Raw genomic sequence first — 15,692 nt, 5'->3', positions numbered from 1 at the left:
CGAATCCCGATCGGCGCATATAAATACTAAGTAAGCCAAAAGGGCATTAGGAAAGAAGATTATTCACAGTCGTTCGGTTCCACCAAAACAGAATGACACCGGGGCATTGTAACTCACCATTATAATGTCTAAGCAGTGGCAAGGCCCTTAATAGGGTTTTTGCTACTGCCCACGCCGGTTTTATTTGGTATTTTGCTCACGGATATGTGAACTATATCCCCATCTTTTATCCCCAGTGCCTCTCTCAGATCTTGTGGCAATGTGATACGCCCATGCAGCCTAACTTTTACCGTGGCATCTAGCTCAATTCGTTCTGCCATAACTCCTAAAATGCAACTATTGGTTTATATAGGTTCCTGTTGCCAATCGAAACCCTTTTATGCTTTGGTTATCATAGGTTATGATCGGTGAGTTACAGTGCAGAACAAACTCGTTATAGCAAGCCCGGCCACTCAGACCGGAAAACTGGTATGCGAAAGCCCCAAAACGCAAAGCATCGATGCCGTGAAAGCTCTTCTGGCATTCAAGAAAGTTGCGTGCAACCCATTGCCCCAAGAGGTCAGCCTCGATGATGGGCGCTTGGTGTTGGTCCTCAATAACAAGAAGGATGCATATTATGTGGTGACCCCCATGGGGTGCTCCTGCCCGGCGGCCACATATCATCCCGGACAGCCATGTAAACATAGCCGCAAGTACTTCCCCCAGCCCAAACCCGTGGAGGAGCCCATAATAGACCTCAGGGCAAGCCTGCCAGGGTGGCCGGAGGGCGCACACGGCCCGGTGGAGGCGATCTGAAATGGAGCGAGTGGAGCACTTCCACAGCTCCGGGCCATCCCCTGAGCCCCTCAGGATCAAGGTAGAGCGTGGCCAAAAGGGCGGATATGCGTTTGAGGTGAGCCTGTCCGGAGCGGATGAGGCGGCGATGGTCCCCAGGATCAGAGAGATCTACAAGAAGCTTGATGCTGAATTCTGCTCTAAGGCGGTGGTCTGAATGGTGGACTCCAAAGTCATCCATACCCATGAAAACGGGAACCCAATCAAGATCCTTCTGCAGAAAACCAGTAGCGGTTATAATTGGGAAGTTCATGTTTCCGGCGCTTCTGTCGCTGAAATCATGCCTGTGATCAGAGAGGCAAACCGCAAGCTCAAAGGCGAATACGGGGGGGCCTGAAATGGCCTCCTCTTTGGTGGAGCTGAATGCTCTGCTAGATTCCTTCATCCCTCTGAGCAAGAAGGTTAGCATAGCCGAAATCAAGGTACTGGAGAAAGAGGCTGAAGCCCTTGATAAGATCCTGGCAAGAGTGTGGATGCTCATGCCCTGCTTGTATGATTGCCACATAATCAATCGAAGAGAGCTGGTACCAACTGGCGAGAATAGCGGGTTTGCTGTCAGTAATCGACTCACCCTTTTTGACGGCGGGCCACATCTGTTTCGATCCTTTGTGGTCGAGCAGTGGGGCACTGATTCGCCCGCTTTTGAGATCAACGACAGCAAGGACATAAGCTGCAAGGATGCAATTCAGACTTACGGGTTTGATGCGATTTGCGCAGGCCTGGCCGAGATGCTGAAGTGCCAATGTAATGTCGATGTAGAATACGGCAATCTTCAAACCAGGATTAAGAAGATTGACTCTCTCATTCAGGTCTTAGGCGAGAAGTTCAAGGCTGAATGCCGCATGGAGGCCTGAGCGCCATGGAAGAAGGGCAAACCATGAACGTCCTTTCCTCCAAGTGTGGCCAGGTCACTGGCGTTCTGGAGCAGATCCGGCCAGTGGGCGAGGATATTGTGGCTGATTTTGGCTGCAAGTGCCCGCGCTGTGGCCAGCCGGAGACGGTGAGCGTTGCCTTCCCCGGCCGGGTCTGGGGGCAGATCGAGCCCCACATGGGCCAGAGGATAGTGGTGGTCCGGAACGGCGAGGACTATCTCGTGCGGGTGGTGGCGGAGGCAGTCAAATGACCACTCGATCCATGCGAAGGAGAGCCGAAGCCAATATGTGGCAGCAGGCCCGGATATGGGCCTCTCTCTCTTTTTGAGGCTCTGCCATGATAGAGGATCAGCTCTTAGCGGAGCTGGCAGCTTTGCGGGCCGAAGTGCACGGACTCGGGGACAAGGTCGCCTCCATCGAGCTGGAGAATACCACGCTCTCTGATAACCAGCTCATCCAGCTCCGGCTCATCCATGCGCTGAAGGAGAAGAAGCCGGGCAAGACGGAGCTATCCAGAGCGGAGAAGATCGAGAGGTATCTGGCAGCCAGACCAGACCACAAAGCCACTTTTGAGACCTTAAGAGGCCATTTGGGGATTGACAAGGATCTGCTCAATGATGCGATCAAGACACTCATGGCCTCATCTCCTGGCAGATACGGCATAGTCAGGGCTCCAGGCGATAAGCGGAAGAGGGCCCTCATTATGCTTCCAAAATAGGAGAAATTCTCCTATTCCTATTATCGCTATCAGCTAGAGAACTAATCGGAGAAGAGCAAAATCTGAGGTGATTTCCTCGGGTTGATTGATATTGATTAGTCTGAGATAGAGATAGATTTTAATTGATGTATATAAATGAATAGAAAAGAATCATCTTGGTCTCGATTTTGCCAGATAGGAGAAGGAGAAATTCGCCTATTTTTGGAGTCCTGGTCTCCTCCGTGATACACAAAACCGGCCGTATATCACCAAGACGAAAATATGTTATGCAATTCATCAAGTACCCATCAAGTAAAAGACCATCGTCTCTTTGCCTTCCACCCCACAGCGCTTTAGCTACGTTGCATTTCTGGCAAGATATCCCTCTATGACAGGGATTTGTGCGCCGGAACAAAGAAAGTGTCTTAAATCAATTTTAAAAGAGTCGTGAATAAAAATAGTTTAGTCAATAGTGGCAAAAGAGGCGGGCAGTCTGAAAAAGAAGGGGATCAGTCGCCTTGATACCATCTCAAAACGCACTGATGACGGCGTTCACATTAATGTTTCCCGAGACGGAACACCGCACAGGACCCGGCCCTCCAAACTCTGTTATAGCCAATTCGATCGTATTTTTCTGCCCGACTGCCACCAAATTGGAAATATCAACTGACGAAATTTCGTCCCCGATATAGAGCCCCGTCCCCCCGTCGCCCGAGAAAGGAGCCCCAGGAACCCGGACGCCATTGACCAATATGTCCAATGTCAGGTAGTGGACGGAGTTTCCAGTCCCGTACTTCTTTTTCAGCCCCTCCAGGATAGCATCTGCCTCTGGATGAGCAGAAGAACCGGCTCTTGTGTTCGCCGATTTGATCTGCTCGGTATGAGACTGTGCCGCAGCCTCATTGGTGTAGTGACCGGGCATGACATGAGTGTGGGTGTTTGAAGCAACAGCTACAGTAGACGCATAGCCGACAGAGTGCTGATGGCCGCCATGAGAAGACACTGCGTAGGCCAAAGAGTATCCATGGGTATGAGACGGAGACCCGCCGCCCCAGGTGTTTGTTGTGGTCGTAGATACCGAATGCCCGTGGCTGCCTCCCAACGATGTATATACCCCGGTGCCTACCGTGGTGGATGGACTGCCAGCTACGCCGGTTTGCTGAGGCACGCTATGGGCCGTCATGGGGTTGGAGGAAGTCTGACCGCCCCCATAGCCTCCATGGGACCCGACGTTGCTATGCGAAGTCGTAGGCGTCCTCGAGCTGAGGATGCTGGAGGTATACCAGCCTATTTTGAGGTTCAGAAGGACCATGAAGGGGAAGTTGGGATCGATCTCCCCGGAGCCTATAGTCTTGTCGTCCTCTGGTTTCACGCTATCGTCGGTTGAGGCCAGGAGGAACTGATGGGATATGCTCTCATAGCTGTCGATGTTGGTCTCCGGTATGCTCCAGCTCCAGGCGTTCTTCGTGTGGCTGCCGTAGAAGCTGGAGAGGATGTTTTGGACCTCTTCGCCCGCCCTCAAGAGCTCTGAAAGCGTCCTGAGCCTCTGGCCCACCTCAAGGATCATGTCCCCGGCTGGTCGCTGCTGGACGTGCTTGATCCTGCGAACGATGGGCATATAGCCGTCTCTGACTATGCCCACGTAGTTGCCGACCGCCTGAGACCAGTCCTGTTCTGTGGTTCGCACGTTGTATATGGTGGGATCTTGGCAGTCTGAGAATACTTTAGCCGTGGCAGTGCGGAGCATCGAGCCGAAGAGCCCACCTGCCGGGTAGATTGCCTCTCGCCATGTTCCCTTTGTCAGTGTGTCGAACGCCGCCGCCGCCTGCTGCGACATACCCGCGCCAGCTCCTTGGCCTAGAAGTGCCTGGAGCCTTCCCAGGCCGTCTGCTTGCCCGGTGGAGATATCAGCATTCTTGCCATGGATGTAGGTCGCCACGGGCTCGGCGCTGGTGCCCTTTCCTATGACAGCAGATGCGTCCAGGTAGGCATAGCCGTCTTTCTCGTAGCGGATGGTCCACTCCAAGCCGCCTGCCAGGACAAGAGCCTTGATGGATGGGAAGAGCTTTGCAGCGCCGATCTCGAAGCAGACTGAGAATGTGGTGGTGCCGAGGGAGATCGTCCCAAGTCTGACCAGAGTATCCTTGATATTTGGAATCAGGATGAGATGATACTCAGGTGCTCGGCTGTCGATGGTCCAGATATAGAGGTCCGTTGCATTCTGAAACCACTGCCCGGCACTGGTGGGAATCGCAGTTACCTTTGTTAGCAGCGTCGTGTTCTGATAGAGGCTCGCAACGGTGCCAATCCGGGAGGCTGTGCCCATTCCAGCCCACTTGTAGATGCTGCCGGCATGGAGCGTGAAGCTCCCGCGAGGGACAAGGCCATTGGCCATAGCCAGGAGGCCCACGACGGATCCACCCATTTCTGAGGCCAGCATGGCATTCAGGCTCGTGCCTGCAGGATAGCGGTAGAACTGGCCTATCCTCTCCTCCAGGAGGGCTTCGGCTGAATCCAATACCAAGCCGTCGGATTCTTGGCGAGACTGATCAAGCTGCTTGATGTGGCCGAGCAGGATGATCTTGCCCCGACGTGTCACTTGGACAGTACCCTGAGGATCCAGACCGCTACCTTTCTCGATCTTAGCTACGAGCCGCCGGGGCTTGTCTAGGTACTCATCGAACTCAGGCCGCTCTACAAGGACCGGGCAGACCGTCAGTCCCCCATCAGGATTTGTGACAGTTATCTCGATCACGTGTGGTCCCTCTCCTAAGCGCTTCTATCAGGCTTGCCTGGCGGTCCTGGATGGTAGCATTCCCCACGACCAGATCAGGCTCCATGTGCTTGACGTTCTGGAAAGATATGTCAAGATTCTGCTCAGTGTACGGAATCTGCAGGATCAATAGATCGTGCATGGCCTCGGTGAGCCATATCAGGCGGTTCACTTCGGCGACCAGACCAGGAGCAAGCTTCTCTAATATAGCGAGCTTCATAAATCTTCACCGGCATAGCGTTTTTCTTCCATCCATGCATTAGGATCAGCCAATACAGCCGTATCCTTCTCTACCGAATCTATCAAGTTTTCAGACATGTTATCAATCGCTCCTGCTCTTTAAAAAAGGGTTATCGCTCGGTGCTGCCACGGACGAAGGGCACCACAACCCGGCGAAAAGCCGCCCCGCTTTCTCTATCGGCTCGCTCTTTGGCTTCGGCTGCCGCCCGTCTCTCGCGGGCTTCTGCCCGGCGTTGCCTTTCGGCTTCTCGTTGGGTGGGGTCGTCAGGCTCGCCATACCAGCCCATTTTAGACCACCGGCTGATCGATCTCAGGCAATCCTGTGGGCTGGAAGTCTGCAATTATGGCCTGCGCTTCTTCCAAGACCTCAGATAGGTGCTTGATGTTTTGTTCTTCGATCGGTATCAAAGGCTCATATTTTTCCAGCTCGCCCTTAACTCGAGGGTGAGTGCGAATATTCGACAAGTCATACATGAAAGAATCGACCTTCAACCAGGTTCCAATTGTCTGATTGATAAGTTCCCGATACCTCGCTCTCCTCTGCTCGGAGCCGTTCTTGTCTTTGATCAGATCACTGATAGACTCCTTACCGGCCTTCTGCAAGCATTCATGCAGCTTTCGGGCAACCTCGCCGTTGTGGCCTACCAGCTCGTTTAAGCGGTCGATCTCACCGTTTAGGCTTTCCAGCCTGATTTTATCGGTCACTGTGACCTTTCCAGCGGGGGCAAAGCCCACGCATTCAACGGTTGTGTGCTGGAGTCTCTTTATCTGTCCCTGGCAGCTCGTGATATCTGCCTCGATTGTATCAATATCGGTCTTCATATAAATCACCTTGAATTCGCGTCAGCAATGCCACACATTTCTTTTAGGCATCGATTCATTACCGTGTTCTCATCTTCTCGCGGTTCCTGGCCTGCTCCTGGTGGTACTGGTTGCCCGGCACCGTTTGCCGGCGGTGTTTGTGTAGGTGCGGGCGGTGCTCCTCCACCTGCTAGGCCTCGGAGGATGCCATTCATGTATGCGTTCTCTTCCGTTTCAGAGACAAACCGTCCCTGATCATCTCTCAATCTTAATTCTGACATTTTTTATTTTTAAACGTAATACCCCGCAGCTCGCTGCGGCTGGGATAAAGGGCATGCGTATTCAATTTAGGCTCAGATCTGCTTGGCCTGGCTCCAACTTCATGCGGCAGCGCCTCGGATGCCCCGCCGCTTGCGGCGTGGGTGCGCTGCCGCCGTTTCACCTCCGTGGTAACCAATAAGCCAATCCTTGGAATTTGGCCAATCGCGCCGGGTCCTTGACTTTGAAAACAAAGCAATGGTTCTCATCGCTATGGTCAAAATCAGCGCCTTGGGCGATCTCTATGCAATCATATGCCTTCGCTTTCGCTTTCAAAATCGCTAATTCGTGTCGATCCATGTTCTCACAATCCGGCTGGCTTTGGACCAACAGTCGCTTTTGGACCGTGATTGTATCGCCACTCCCCGATTATGAGCGGGATACAAGTTGCGCAAATCAGATCATCATGGGCTCCCTGCTCTGCATCAAAACCAGTATGGCCGGAGGGAGTCAGATGATACTTGAAACTGGCAATCTCCTTCTCCAGCAATGGAAGTGTCTCCAGATCCGGCGCATAGTCGAAGCGGCGATGTTGCATCAGGCTGAGGAAGTTGCTGATGATAATGGACTTGCTGATATTGTAATTGTGAGTTGCCGGGTCAAGGCGGGCCGCCTCACCGCCGGTAAATACCACCGGGTAGATCTTCCGGCCATATGAGCCACCGCCGAACCAACCGTTTTGCTTCAGATAGTCCTTGATCGGCGCTCCTAAGCCGCTTGCATCCATGCAAAGGTGCGGGCCGTCGCTGGTCAAAGTGGCAATGTTCCGCCTGCCTTCTTCTTCCAGCCGTTTAGCCGTGGCAAGGATCATATCGGTAATTTTCGGATAGTCAACGCCTCTTATTCGATCCAGGGCCTTCAGGTGATAGACAAAATCTTGAATCTCAGATCTCCAGACCATTTCAACTACTGCGAAGCTGGTATAATCCAGGGACTTTGCCAGATCCACACCTAACATATATCTCCTTATCAGTGACATATTCTCACATCCTCAATGCGCTTATGGCCGGATTGGCCAACGATTTGAATAAATCCGAACTGAATATTGATCCCTCAGCGTCCATGAATACACAATGATACTCTTGGTCAAACCACGGGTTCGTCCTCTGCTCCTCTTCTAAGAACTCTTTCGTTATGCGCGGGCACTTTTCCGCCGGGATTTCGTACCATTCCCATAGATCCCGCTGCTCATCCCAAATCTTGAAGAAGTGGTTTTGCTTACCAAAGGGAGTGCTCATTAGGACATGCCGGCCATTGGAGACCGCCAGCATGGGCCGAACGCTGTTATAAAGAGCATCCGCAACCCTGGCGGCCTCATCTTCCAGGAGCAAGGTCACAGCCGAAAAGCTTCTTGCGCTCTTCTCGCTGCCAGGCCTGGCTATGAACCTATTGCCATTGGCAAACCTGACAGCTAGCTTAGTGTCGGTGCTCAGGTAGGCGCTAGGGAGCTCCACAGCTCCTCTAAATTCATCGAACTTCAGCATCAGCTCTGAGGACTGGTCTTGCGTCGGAGCGATCACCAGGCCGAAGGAAGGACGGCGATAGATGCTTTCATGCAGGCCCAAAGCGGCACAGACCGTTGATTTGCCGCTTTGCCTGGAGCAGTTGAGGATGATCTTCCTTGATCTGCTCCTCAGAAGGGAGGCCTGCCAGGGATCGGGATGGAAGCCCAAGACCTCCTTCGCCCACAAGACTGGATCCAGGGAGTGCGCCAGGTCGTCACTTGTGGATGACATTGACCACCGCCTGCCTTGCGTCGGGATAGGGCTCCAAGGCCGTTATGATCAGGGTCCGAAGCTCAACCCATTCAGGATTATTTATGATGGTGATTTGGGCAGGTGGTGCTTCCCTGATCCTATCCAGGGCCTTGCCCATCAGCTCCACATATCCCCGCGCCTCCCTGGAGACCATGGCCCATGATTTGGGATCTTCTTTGGCATTCTGCTGCTCCAGAGCATCCAGGGCTTTCTTCTGCAGGCCGATAACGAGCTGGAGATAGGTATCTCCCTTATGGACATCCGCCCGCTCTATCTCATCAGCCAGGGCTTTAAGATCATTTGATTTAGATAATATTACTGGCAATTTTTTCTTTTGATAATAATCCAGATCATCCCAGGTGAGGCCCGGAATATCTCGGACTATATCGGAATATTCTTCTCCAGAAGCCAGCCGCCTTATGATTTCCTCGCTCTGAGGATGAGCTTCAATCTTGGACTTCCTCCCCATCTCAGCTCTCCTCGCTGGCGTGACCGTCGTATGCCTGCCTATTGTAGCTCTCGCGGCCTTTACCGTGCTTTGACATTGATCTCAGGATATCTTTTCGCGCTCTTCGGGTCCTTGACTTTCCTTTCCTGCTCATACTGCTCCTGCTCCTGGTCTCCTGCCTTCTAGCAGGCTCGATAATCTATCATCAATCCGCCTGATCTCATCCGCCGCTAGCGATAGCTGCTCTAAAAGGATTTTGCGGCGATCCTGCAGGGCCTCGGGTTCGCTCATGTCCGGGCCTCCGAAGGACTGACCTGCACGATCGCATCTTTCATGAAGAGCCCCCTAGCCTGGAGTTCCGGGATTGATGCAACGTCCTCCTCCTGGAAAGGACCATATGTCAGGCCATCCAGCCCAACGAAAGCAGGAACCTCCATCAGGAACCTAACCACTATCAAGCGGTCGATTTGCGGAGGGTTGGATTTTGCCATTTCGCTATCAGTAGCCCCATTTGCGGAGGGTGCGGAGGTTATTTCTCCCTCTATAGAATTTTCACCCTCTCCCGAAAATCTCCTAAGTATGGAACAACCCTCCGCACCCTCCGCAAATCGACCCTCTGCTATCGATTCATGTTTTTTCAACCCTCCGCAAACTGAGGGTTTCTTTACTTCCCGCCGGTCTTTTGAGGATTTATCCTTATTATTGTAATGTTCGACCGTCTTAACTAGCCATTTTATTCCCTTTGTATGAGAATCCTTCTCAGCAGTTAACATCCTACCAGAGGGGAACATCTGGTCAACCCTCTTTTTCAGAGCAAGCCCCAGGGCAACAGCCCCTTTCTTGTCAATCACTGCGATGATCTCAGCCGGCATTTCTGCCTGAAATGGGAAGTTCTCGGGATTGGCGCCAGGCCCGGAGTCAGTGAGCCTCTTCTTCAGTTGCGCCGCGGTTATGGCATTGCCCCTATCAAGAGCCTGCCAGATGCCTAAGAAAATATCCCATTGGGCAACGTCTTGATCGGCATTGTCATAGAGATCAGCTCCATTGTCTAAGAATCCCTCAATGCCAGCAAACTGAAGTATCCCGCCTATGGTGGAACTCCATTCTTCGAAGCTTCCAAGTTTAGCTCCGGCCCACTTCGGCGCGCCGGCGACAATCCAGGCCCGGACCATCACAAAAAGGCAGGTGAGAAGATCCGCCCTGTTCTCTCTGACCCATGCTTTCAGATCCGGGTGCCGGAAGCCTTCCCTCAGCCATGGCCTAGCCGTTCCAGCATTGAGCCGGACCCAATAGGACCGCCTGGCAACGTCTCCAGCTAGCTGGATATTGTTGCCAGTCACAAACCAGGAAGCAGTCTGTGGAAGGTCGATGATCTTGTTTTGCCCCAGCAGCCTGTCGCTCCAAGTGCAGGCGGTTAGCATTTGAGAAAGCTTAGGAGCCTTCAGGGTGTCCGATAGATTATCAAGGACCACCATCTGAGGCCCGCGCATAAGGATTGAGGTTATCGCCTTCCGCCACTCCTCATCATCATCCGGGCATGTCTCCATGCAGGCCCCATTACCCGTCGTGATCTCTGCGATAATCTCAGCTATCAGGCTTGCACCTGTTCCGGCCTGTGGCTTATCTATGAGCCCCAATGGAGTATTGCCCCCCACCAGGTGCTTTGTGACCACGGTCAGCAGTGCAGCTAGCACATTTGCCCGGCTAGCTTCATCCGCAAAGGGGAAGTCTCCGAAGACCTCAGCAAGAATGTAGCGCGCGCACTCCGCAGCCTCTTCCTTTGTGGGCTTCTCTGGAACGTCTAGCCTCAGATCTCCGGCATAAAAGGTCTTGGTCATAGGATCGTAGCCGGGTCTATCGTGAACCGTCCCATCCGGCCTCATAACCGGACTGGTCACAATCCCGGAGATAGGGGCAAACTCGGACCATCCCGGAAGGGCCAAAACGTCTTTGACGAGCTTAACGGAGGGATCGGTTGGCTTAGGCTCCTCCTTCCCGCTGGGGTCATCCTGCACGAACCTTGCGCATCTGGATAGAATACCGCGCAGCGCTGCCTCCGACAAGATCTCGATAACGTAGTTTCTGTTCTCGTCCTGTCGAACCCTCACAAGCTGGCCAGCCCTTACGAAAATGGTTGCGGGGTGGTTATACCTCTCCATAGCAGGGACTGCCAGTGCGGTTAGCTCATGGAGATGCCTGTCATTGACCACGATTTCAGGAATAGACAGCAACTGCACTCCATCGCGGGCCGCTTCTTCCAGAGCTTTATCGAAATCCGGAACTTCCCATGTTGCCGCCATTACCGCCGCTCCCTCAGCTGTCCCTTAAATTGTGGGATCGTTACGCCTATGATGCCTTCAAGCGGGCCGAATTGATACGGCAACTCTCTGCCAGCTTTTATACAGTCTGCGCACCTGCATTGATCGCCCGAGTAGTATTCAGACCCAAACCCTGGCTTGTGTTGGTTGCAGGCAGAACAAAGGACCGTTTTCGCCCAAATATAGGCCATCAGCACCGCCCCCACTGCCTGGCGCTCACATGGCGGGGCCTCTCTCGGTGCTGTGGCGGGATTCTCTGCAATGCTCGCTCAAAGGCCGCGTCCATCAACTCCTCCATGCCAGAGAATCCAGACCGCTCGCGATCTTTGAGATAGCACACTCGCTTGATTGCCGAAACTTTCCTCTGCCTATGCAAACCTGAGTGACAATCCACCAAGAGCAGCGCTCGCGGATGCATTCCTTTTGGCTTAGTGGGCAAATTTCGGCCATTCAGTCCACCACCTGGAAGTGATATTTGCCCAGCCGGAGCACCGCGATATCGTGTCCCACCAGAGGCTCCAGCTCTTCGCGTAGCTCAGCCGGAAAAGAGCAGCAGCCCCAGGCAAAGGTCGCGATGCACTGCCCCTCCGCTTCGAAAATCCGGAGCAATTGGCCGCGAGCTTCTTCACAATCGGCAAGGCGGTGAGGAGATTGCGCCGAAAGTTTTAAGTCAGAACAGGTTGACTTTATCATGGTAAACTCCCGATTTCGCCGTTTGGAGAGCCGCCCGCCCTGAGGCAGTGCCCGCTGCCTCTTGGCATATCGTTTTTCATGTAACCTCCGAAATTGATACCGGGGTGTATGTAAGCCGCCCGGAGTCGTCAAGTTGAACGTTCATGTAACCTGCCTCTATTTTTTTGGCCAGCTCCTTAGGAATGGCAAGAATTCTCTCACCACGGCATGATTTCCTAACTCTCACCAGTCTCATAAGACACTAGTGGCTTCAAGTCTATTTATATTTAATTATTGTATCTCATTTTTAGTTATAACTCATTTTAAGATATAGTTATAAATACCATGATCAACAAGTTTCACTCATGGCAAAAGATCTCACTAAGGACCAAGCGAAGAATTTGAGGGAGCGAAAGAGTCTGAGACCTGCAGATAGGGCAAATTTGGATTACAAGATGTTAAAAAAGCTTCAATCGGGCTTGGACGGCCTGGCCGGATTGCTTTACATAATGGAAGCATTGCCGCCGAAAAAGATCAGACCTTCGGAGGAGCGAAAAGCCGGATTGAAAGACGGGCATGTCCGATTGCTATTGAAATTAACGGAGTCCGCTTTAAGAATATTGAATTATAAAAAAGTACGAGGAACCGAAGAAGATTCGTATATCCTTGAGGAAATAAATAGAAAAGTTGCTGGTGCGGATTGGATAACCGGCAAATCCACAAAGCACGGAGAATTTCATAGAAGGAAGCCCAAAAAAGAGGAAATTGAAAGAGCCATTTTATTATGGAATCACGTAGATTATCTTATTAAAGAATTCGTTGATATCGAGCATCCTGGAATCGTACGAAATCGCAGCATAGAAGATCTCATAGACGAACATATGTGGCAAGAAGAAGAGAAAAAGATAAGAGAACTTCTGGAATCTGGCATGAAGGATGTAGAGCAAATAGCCAAACAAGTTGGCCGCGATTCATGGGGTGTATGGCAAACCGTTTATCAAATTCAAGAAAACGAAAGAGAGATTAAAAGAAGAATTGAGAGACAAGCGCAAGACATTACAAATCTAGAAAATGACCCCCTTGCTATTGAAAAGATTAAGGAGCTTTGGGAAAGTGGATGGAGAAATAGGCTCGCTATTGCAGTAGAGATCAATCATTCAAGAAATGCAGTGACCAATTTAATCGATAAAATGATAGAGCATGAAGAGATTTCAAAAGAAGAATGTGGATGGGTGTCGCAGTGATGCTTTTTGAGCATTTTATAATCCGCGTTTCTTCTTTCTCTCGCGTTCTTCTTGTGCATAGCCTGCTATCTGTTCCAGCCGCACTCCATCCATCCAGGAGCCTATGGTAGTGGCAACCTCCCCGTGTTCCATGGCCGCCTTCATAGCCGCTTTGGCATCTATGAAGCCCTCTCCAGGGTCTTCAAAGTAGGTATGCACGGTATGATACTGCAGCCTCCAATGCCAACGCTTGCTTTTAGGTGCCTGCCAGATCTCCAGGTGAGCGCCTATGCTGTCATCGAGCACGTTTTTGGCAGGGAAGATCAAAGCCTCCTTATGGAAAAGCTCGTTGTCCCCTTCAATTCCTACCAGGTAAAAGAATACGATATCCTCAAAGCTTGCCATATTACGGCATTATCCTTCAAGTATTTAGGAGAGACGGGACGGCGCCGTCATATCCCCAACCGTGGTATCGCCGCCAACCCCCCTTCCTCTCTTTTCTGCCTTAGTTCTATGACATTTTTCATCAATCGCTTCAAGAATGTAATAGAACTAGCGAACAGCGAAATTCTGAAAGACGAAAAATTGCCCATGGGCAACATAGTTTCAGAGAGAGCTTCCCGTCCACTGATTTCTGAGAAGTCGCCAGAAGTGCGAAAAGAGGCAATCAAGCAAAAAGTGAAATATTAAATTTAGAAAATACTCCAATTGGAGGAATCGGTCGGGCCACCGTTGAGCGTTCCGCCGACCTCTTCAGATCCCACCAAGCAGTGATCGGTACATCGAAACCTATATCTCCCCCGCAAGACGAGTACATACCATGGCCGGAGCAACCAAGATCCAGGATGTCACAATTGATGAGATCGAGTTGGAAGCATGTGAGATCGAGGAGCTTGACAGGCTGGCAGAAGAGACCCGCAAGTGCGGCATATCCTGGGAAGACCTCAAGGCTGAACTTGGTCTATGAGCTTTTGTGTTCGCTTAGATAAAAAAGTCAGGCTTTATATATTATCTCTTCCTCGATCCCATCAGGTAAAAATCGGGAAGCTGATCGACAGTCTTAGCGAGAATCCCTATCCACAAAGAACCAAAATCGTTGCTCTTTCTTCAACCAATTTTGACATCAAAAAATGCAAAGGCCAAAAAAACCGATTCCGGGCAAGAATCGGTGAGTACAGGCTCATTTATCAAGTCGAGGAGTCACAAGTCCTCGTTTTGAAACTCGACACCAGGGGAGATATCTACTAAATCCCCAACTGTGGAATGCATGCTAAATAAGCTTCCTTCAGCTCCTTCAGGTCGATGTGGTCATAGATATCTATCGCTTCCCGTCTTGAATCGCCTCTAAGCTCCTGGATGAACTCGCGCCGCATCCCTGCCCGTCTCAGGTGAGTGGTGAAGAAGTGGCGGCAATTGTGCGGGCTGAAATGGTCTTCCATCCGCTCCGAATCGGGATTGTGCAGGCCAACGCGCTCAGCCGCATTTGTGACCGCCTGATAAACATCGTTCCGGGATATTCTGTTTCCCCATGAGCTGATAAATAGAGCAGTCTCCTTTTTCTTGTTGATGCCTTCCCGTACTCTGAGCCATCGCCGAAGGATATAGGCCGCCTCATCGTCCATGAACAGCGTCCTATTGGTCCGCTTGCCAGTGGGCTTCAATCTGATCATATTCTCGACCAGGTCCACATCAGAGATATCCAGGGTGATAAGCTCATTTCGTCTCATGCCGGTCTTGAAGAGCAGAATCAGGATAGCCTTGTTCCTGATATCTGGTTCGGCCTTGATCATCCTGGCGGAATCTTCCACTGAGATGAGCTGCCTCTCGTGTGGATCTCCATTGTCCTTGTAGCGCCTCAAATACCTCTTCCTGATGGCCGGCACGGGATTAGAAGAGACCAGGCCCTCATAAACCAGGTACTCATAGTAAGAGGATAGCACCGAAAAGGTGAGCTCAATACTCCTTTGAGATAGACCTCTTCTCCTGGAGTGCTCCAGGTAGCCTTTTAGAACGTTCTTGTCTACGTCTATGATATCAGTCTTGATAGAATCCAGATAGCCGCTAAAGTCCTTCAAGGCCGATTTATACCCTGGAAGGCTCCTGGGGCTCATCCCTCGGACTTCGCAGTCTTGCAGGTATGCCGCTATCACCACAACCACGCCCAAGAGCCCTCTTTATGCTCCACTGCACCGAAAGCCTGCAAGGATTCAAGCTGCTTGTAGATCGCCTTTGTAAGATCTGTCTCCCTGGAATCTATACCCAACTCTTCCAGCAGCCGGCCACTCTCGATCTTGCCGCGAGCCTTCAGTATATTGATCAGATCCTCATTCATCTGAGCAATTCCCGGAGTGCCTTCAATCCAGGGTGCTGCCCTATACCGTTTTAGCTCGTGCTCATAGCGATCCAGGAGAACATCTTTTCTATGCATCTCATCGCGTAGGGATCGGTTCTCCTGCCTGAGCGCTTCAACTTCGCGCACAATCTCACGCCGTGGCCTGTACTCCTCATTCTCATCTACCACGCCGTCCACTGTGGCAATAATGAACTTGGAAAGCGGTATATGGGCCTTTGCTGCTATCTTTTTCCATCTCTCCTTATGGTCTCGGGATGGATGATAGACGTAAGTATACCGGGCTTGATCAGGCAAAGTTTTAGTGGCCATGCTAAGAAAATAATCGTTATCTTATAAAGCCTTTACTGAGTAAAATTAGAGTTTAATCCCGATCGGCGCATATAAGG

The 15,692-nt window shown here is 51.5% G+C and carries 22 protein-coding genes; 8 read left to right on the top strand and 14 right to left on the bottom strand.

All coding sequences use genetic code 11. The annotated features are described in order from the left end of the window. Positions 1-128 precede the first annotated feature (128 nt). A complete protein-coding gene (locus BP727_RS03660; RefSeq protein WP_286857442.1) occupies positions 129-320 on the bottom strand; it encodes an AbrB/MazE/SpoVT family DNA-binding domain-containing protein in 192 nt (63 codons plus the stop codon). Positions 321-417: 97 nt separating this feature from the next. Here BP727_RS03660 and BP727_RS03655 point away from each other — a divergent pair, with 97 nt between their 5' ends. The 5 genes from BP727_RS03655 to BP727_RS03635 all read left to right on the top strand — a co-directional run bounded on the left by BP727_RS03655 (position 418) and on the right by BP727_RS03635 (position 2,424). Continuing rightward, the gene (locus BP727_RS03655) at positions 418-795 is read left to right on the top strand and encodes a hypothetical protein (protein WP_286857440.1); all 378 of its coding nucleotides are present in this window, start codon (positions 418-420) and stop codon (positions 793-795) included. A gap of 1 nt (position 796) precedes the next feature. After that, positions 797-991: a hypothetical protein gene (locus BP727_RS03650; protein WP_286857437.1), complete on the top strand. Its 195-nt coding sequence runs from the start codon at positions 797-799 to the stop codon at positions 989-991. Positions 992-1,172: 181 nt separating this feature from the next. Next, positions 1,173-1,688 (top strand): hypothetical protein, encoded by a 516-nt coding sequence (locus tag BP727_RS03645; protein WP_286857434.1) that lies wholly within the window; start codon positions 1,173-1,175, stop codon positions 1,686-1,688. A gap of 5 nt (positions 1,689-1,693) precedes the next feature. Beyond that, entirely contained in the window at positions 1,694-1,957 is a 264-nt protein-coding gene (locus BP727_RS03640; protein WP_286857432.1) for a hypothetical protein, read from the top strand. An 86-nt stretch (positions 1,958-2,043) separates the two neighbouring features. Then, on the top strand, positions 2,044-2,424 hold the full coding sequence (locus BP727_RS03635; protein ID WP_286857430.1) for a hypothetical protein: 381 nt from the start codon (positions 2,044-2,046) through the stop codon (positions 2,422-2,424). A gap of 508 nt (positions 2,425-2,932) precedes the next feature. On the opposite strand, the gene BP727_RS03630 is transcribed toward BP727_RS03635, so the two are convergent. From BP727_RS03630 to BP727_RS03585, 10 genes are all read right to left on the bottom strand, one after another. After that, positions 2,933-5,158, bottom strand: coding sequence for a hypothetical protein (locus tag BP727_RS03630; protein WP_286857428.1), 2,226 nt, complete (start codon positions 5,156-5,158; stop codon positions 2,933-2,935). Further along, complete coding sequence (locus BP727_RS03625) at positions 5,130-5,396, bottom strand: hypothetical protein (RefSeq protein WP_286857427.1); 267 nt, start codon at positions 5,394-5,396, stop codon at positions 5,130-5,132. The genes BP727_RS03630 and BP727_RS03625 overlap by 29 nt, the downstream gene beginning before the upstream one ends. 308 nt (positions 5,397-5,704) lie before the next feature. Continuing rightward, a complete protein-coding gene (locus BP727_RS03620; protein WP_286857425.1) occupies positions 5,705-6,238 on the bottom strand; it encodes a hypothetical protein in 534 nt (177 codons plus the stop codon). Positions 6,239-6,839: 601 nt separating this feature from the next. After that, on the bottom strand, positions 6,840-7,514 hold the full coding sequence (locus tag BP727_RS03615) for a hypothetical protein (RefSeq protein WP_286857423.1): 675 nt from the start codon (positions 7,512-7,514) through the stop codon (positions 6,840-6,842). A gap of 4 nt (positions 7,515-7,518) precedes the next feature. Continuing rightward, entirely contained in the window at positions 7,519-8,271 is a 753-nt protein-coding gene (locus BP727_RS03610; protein WP_286857422.1) for a terminase large subunit domain-containing protein, read from the bottom strand. After that, positions 8,255-8,617, bottom strand: coding sequence for a hypothetical protein (locus tag BP727_RS03605; protein WP_286857421.1), 363 nt, complete (start codon positions 8,615-8,617; stop codon positions 8,255-8,257). The genes BP727_RS03610 and BP727_RS03605 overlap by 17 nt, the downstream gene beginning before the upstream one ends. 273 nt (positions 8,618-8,890) lie before the next feature. Beyond that, positions 8,891-9,031, bottom strand: a complete 141-nt coding sequence (locus tag BP727_RS03600; RefSeq protein WP_286857419.1) for a hypothetical protein — start codon at positions 9,029-9,031, stop codon at positions 8,891-8,893. Further along, a complete protein-coding gene (locus BP727_RS03595; protein ID WP_286857417.1) occupies positions 9,028-10,899 on the bottom strand; it encodes a hypothetical protein in 1,872 nt (623 codons plus the stop codon). Before BP727_RS03595 ends, BP727_RS03600 begins: the two co-directional genes overlap by 4 nt. A 609-nt stretch (positions 10,900-11,508) precedes the next feature. After that, positions 11,509-11,667, bottom strand: coding sequence for a hypothetical protein (locus tag BP727_RS03590; protein WP_286857415.1), 159 nt, complete (start codon positions 11,665-11,667; stop codon positions 11,509-11,511). A 160-nt stretch (positions 11,668-11,827) separates the two neighbouring features. Further along, positions 11,828-11,986 carry a hypothetical protein gene (locus tag BP727_RS03585; RefSeq protein WP_286857413.1) on the bottom strand — a complete coding sequence of 53 codons (159 nt, stop codon included), beginning with the start codon at positions 11,984-11,986 and terminating at the stop codon, positions 11,828-11,830. Between the two features lie 109 nt (positions 11,987-12,095). Between BP727_RS03585 and BP727_RS03580 the strand changes: the two genes are divergently transcribed. Beyond that, a complete protein-coding gene (locus BP727_RS03580; RefSeq protein WP_286857410.1) occupies positions 12,096-12,974 on the top strand; it encodes a hypothetical protein in 879 nt (292 codons plus the stop codon). 15 nt (positions 12,975-12,989) lie between these two features. On the opposite strand, the gene BP727_RS03575 is transcribed toward BP727_RS03580, so the two are convergent. Further along, positions 12,990-13,358: a hypothetical protein gene (locus tag BP727_RS03575; RefSeq protein WP_286857408.1), complete on the bottom strand. Its 369-nt coding sequence runs from the start codon at positions 13,356-13,358 to the stop codon at positions 12,990-12,992. Positions 13,359-13,773: 415 nt separating this feature from the next. Between BP727_RS03575 and BP727_RS03570 the strand changes: the two genes are divergently transcribed. Continuing rightward, on the top strand, positions 13,774-13,920 hold the full coding sequence (locus BP727_RS03570) for a hypothetical protein (RefSeq protein WP_286857406.1): 147 nt from the start codon (positions 13,774-13,776) through the stop codon (positions 13,918-13,920). Further along, positions 13,917-14,201, top strand: coding sequence for a type II toxin-antitoxin system RelE family toxin (locus tag BP727_RS13610; protein WP_394339394.1), 285 nt, complete (start codon positions 13,917-13,919; stop codon positions 14,199-14,201). The genes BP727_RS03570 and BP727_RS13610 overlap by 4 nt, the downstream gene beginning before the upstream one ends. On the opposite strand, the gene BP727_RS03565 is transcribed toward BP727_RS13610, so the two are convergent. Both BP727_RS03565 and BP727_RS03560 read right to left on the bottom strand, forming a co-directional pair. Continuing rightward, positions 14,198-15,112: a site-specific integrase gene (locus BP727_RS03565; RefSeq protein WP_286857445.1), complete on the bottom strand. Its 915-nt coding sequence runs from the start codon at positions 15,110-15,112 to the stop codon at positions 14,198-14,200. The two genes, BP727_RS13610 and BP727_RS03565, sit on opposite strands and share 4 nt — an antisense overlap. Next, positions 15,100-15,615, bottom strand: coding sequence for a hypothetical protein (locus BP727_RS03560; RefSeq protein ID WP_286857403.1), 516 nt, complete (start codon positions 15,613-15,615; stop codon positions 15,100-15,102). Before BP727_RS03560 ends, BP727_RS03565 begins: the two co-directional genes overlap by 13 nt. Positions 15,616-15,692 lie beyond the last annotated feature (77 nt).

Origin of the sequence: Methanosaeta sp. UBA356 (assembly GCF_002496465.1) — an archaeon.
Taxonomy (GTDB): domain Archaea; phylum Halobacteriota; class Methanosarcinia; order Methanotrichales; family Methanotrichaceae; genus Methanothrix; species Methanothrix soehngenii.
Note: the sequence above shows the minus strand (reverse complement) of the source record. Positions and strands in the feature narration are given on the sequence as shown.

Bases quoted from the DNA above. Each gene is read 5' to 3' on its own strand.
- BP727_RS03585 (WP_286857413.1), bottom strand. From the start codon at position 11,986: ATGAGACTGGTGAGAGTTAGGAAATCATGCCGTGGTGAGAGAATTCTT.
- BP727_RS03575 (WP_286857408.1), bottom strand. From the start codon at position 13,358: ATGGCAAGCTTTGAGGATATCGTATTCTTTTACCTGGTAGGAATTGAA.
- BP727_RS03650 (WP_286857437.1), top strand. From the start codon at position 797: ATGGAGCGAGTGGAGCACTTCCACAGCTCCGGGCCATCCCCTGAGCCC.
- BP727_RS13610 (WP_394339394.1), top strand. From the start codon at position 13,917: ATGAGCTTTTGTGTTCGCTTAGATAAAAAAGTCAGGCTTTATATATTA.
- BP727_RS03615 (WP_286857423.1), bottom strand. From the start codon at position 7,514: ATGTCACTGATAAGGAGATATATGTTAGGTGTGGATCTGGCAAAGTCC.
- BP727_RS03640 (WP_286857432.1), top strand. From the start codon at position 1,694: ATGGAAGAAGGGCAAACCATGAACGTCCTTTCCTCCAAGTGTGGCCAG.
- BP727_RS03610 (WP_286857422.1), bottom strand. From the start codon at position 8,271: ATGTCATCCACAAGTGACGACCTGGCGCACTCCCTGGATCCAGTCTTG.
- BP727_RS03600 (WP_286857419.1), bottom strand. From the start codon at position 9,031: ATGAGCGAACCCGAGGCCCTGCAGGATCGCCGCAAAATCCTTTTAGAG.
- BP727_RS03660 (WP_286857442.1), bottom strand. From the start codon at position 320: ATGGCAGAACGAATTGAGCTAGATGCCACGGTAAAAGTTAGGCTGCAT.
- BP727_RS03635 (WP_286857430.1), top strand. From the start codon at position 2,044: ATGATAGAGGATCAGCTCTTAGCGGAGCTGGCAGCTTTGCGGGCCGAA.
- BP727_RS03595 (WP_286857417.1), bottom strand. From the start codon at position 10,899: ATGGAGAGGTATAACCACCCCGCAACCATTTTCGTAAGGGCTGGCCAG.
- BP727_RS03560 (WP_286857403.1), bottom strand. From the start codon at position 15,615: ATGGCCACTAAAACTTTGCCTGATCAAGCCCGGTATACTTACGTCTAT.
- BP727_RS03570 (WP_286857406.1), top strand. From the start codon at position 13,774: ATGGCCGGAGCAACCAAGATCCAGGATGTCACAATTGATGAGATCGAG.
- BP727_RS03580 (WP_286857410.1), top strand. From the start codon at position 12,096: ATGGCAAAAGATCTCACTAAGGACCAAGCGAAGAATTTGAGGGAGCGA.
- BP727_RS03620 (WP_286857425.1), bottom strand. From the start codon at position 6,238: ATGAAGACCGATATTGATACAATCGAGGCAGATATCACGAGCTGCCAG.
- BP727_RS03645 (WP_286857434.1), top strand. From the start codon at position 1,173: ATGGCCTCCTCTTTGGTGGAGCTGAATGCTCTGCTAGATTCCTTCATC.
- BP727_RS03625 (WP_286857427.1), bottom strand. From the start codon at position 5,396: ATGAAGCTCGCTATATTAGAGAAGCTTGCTCCTGGTCTGGTCGCCGAA.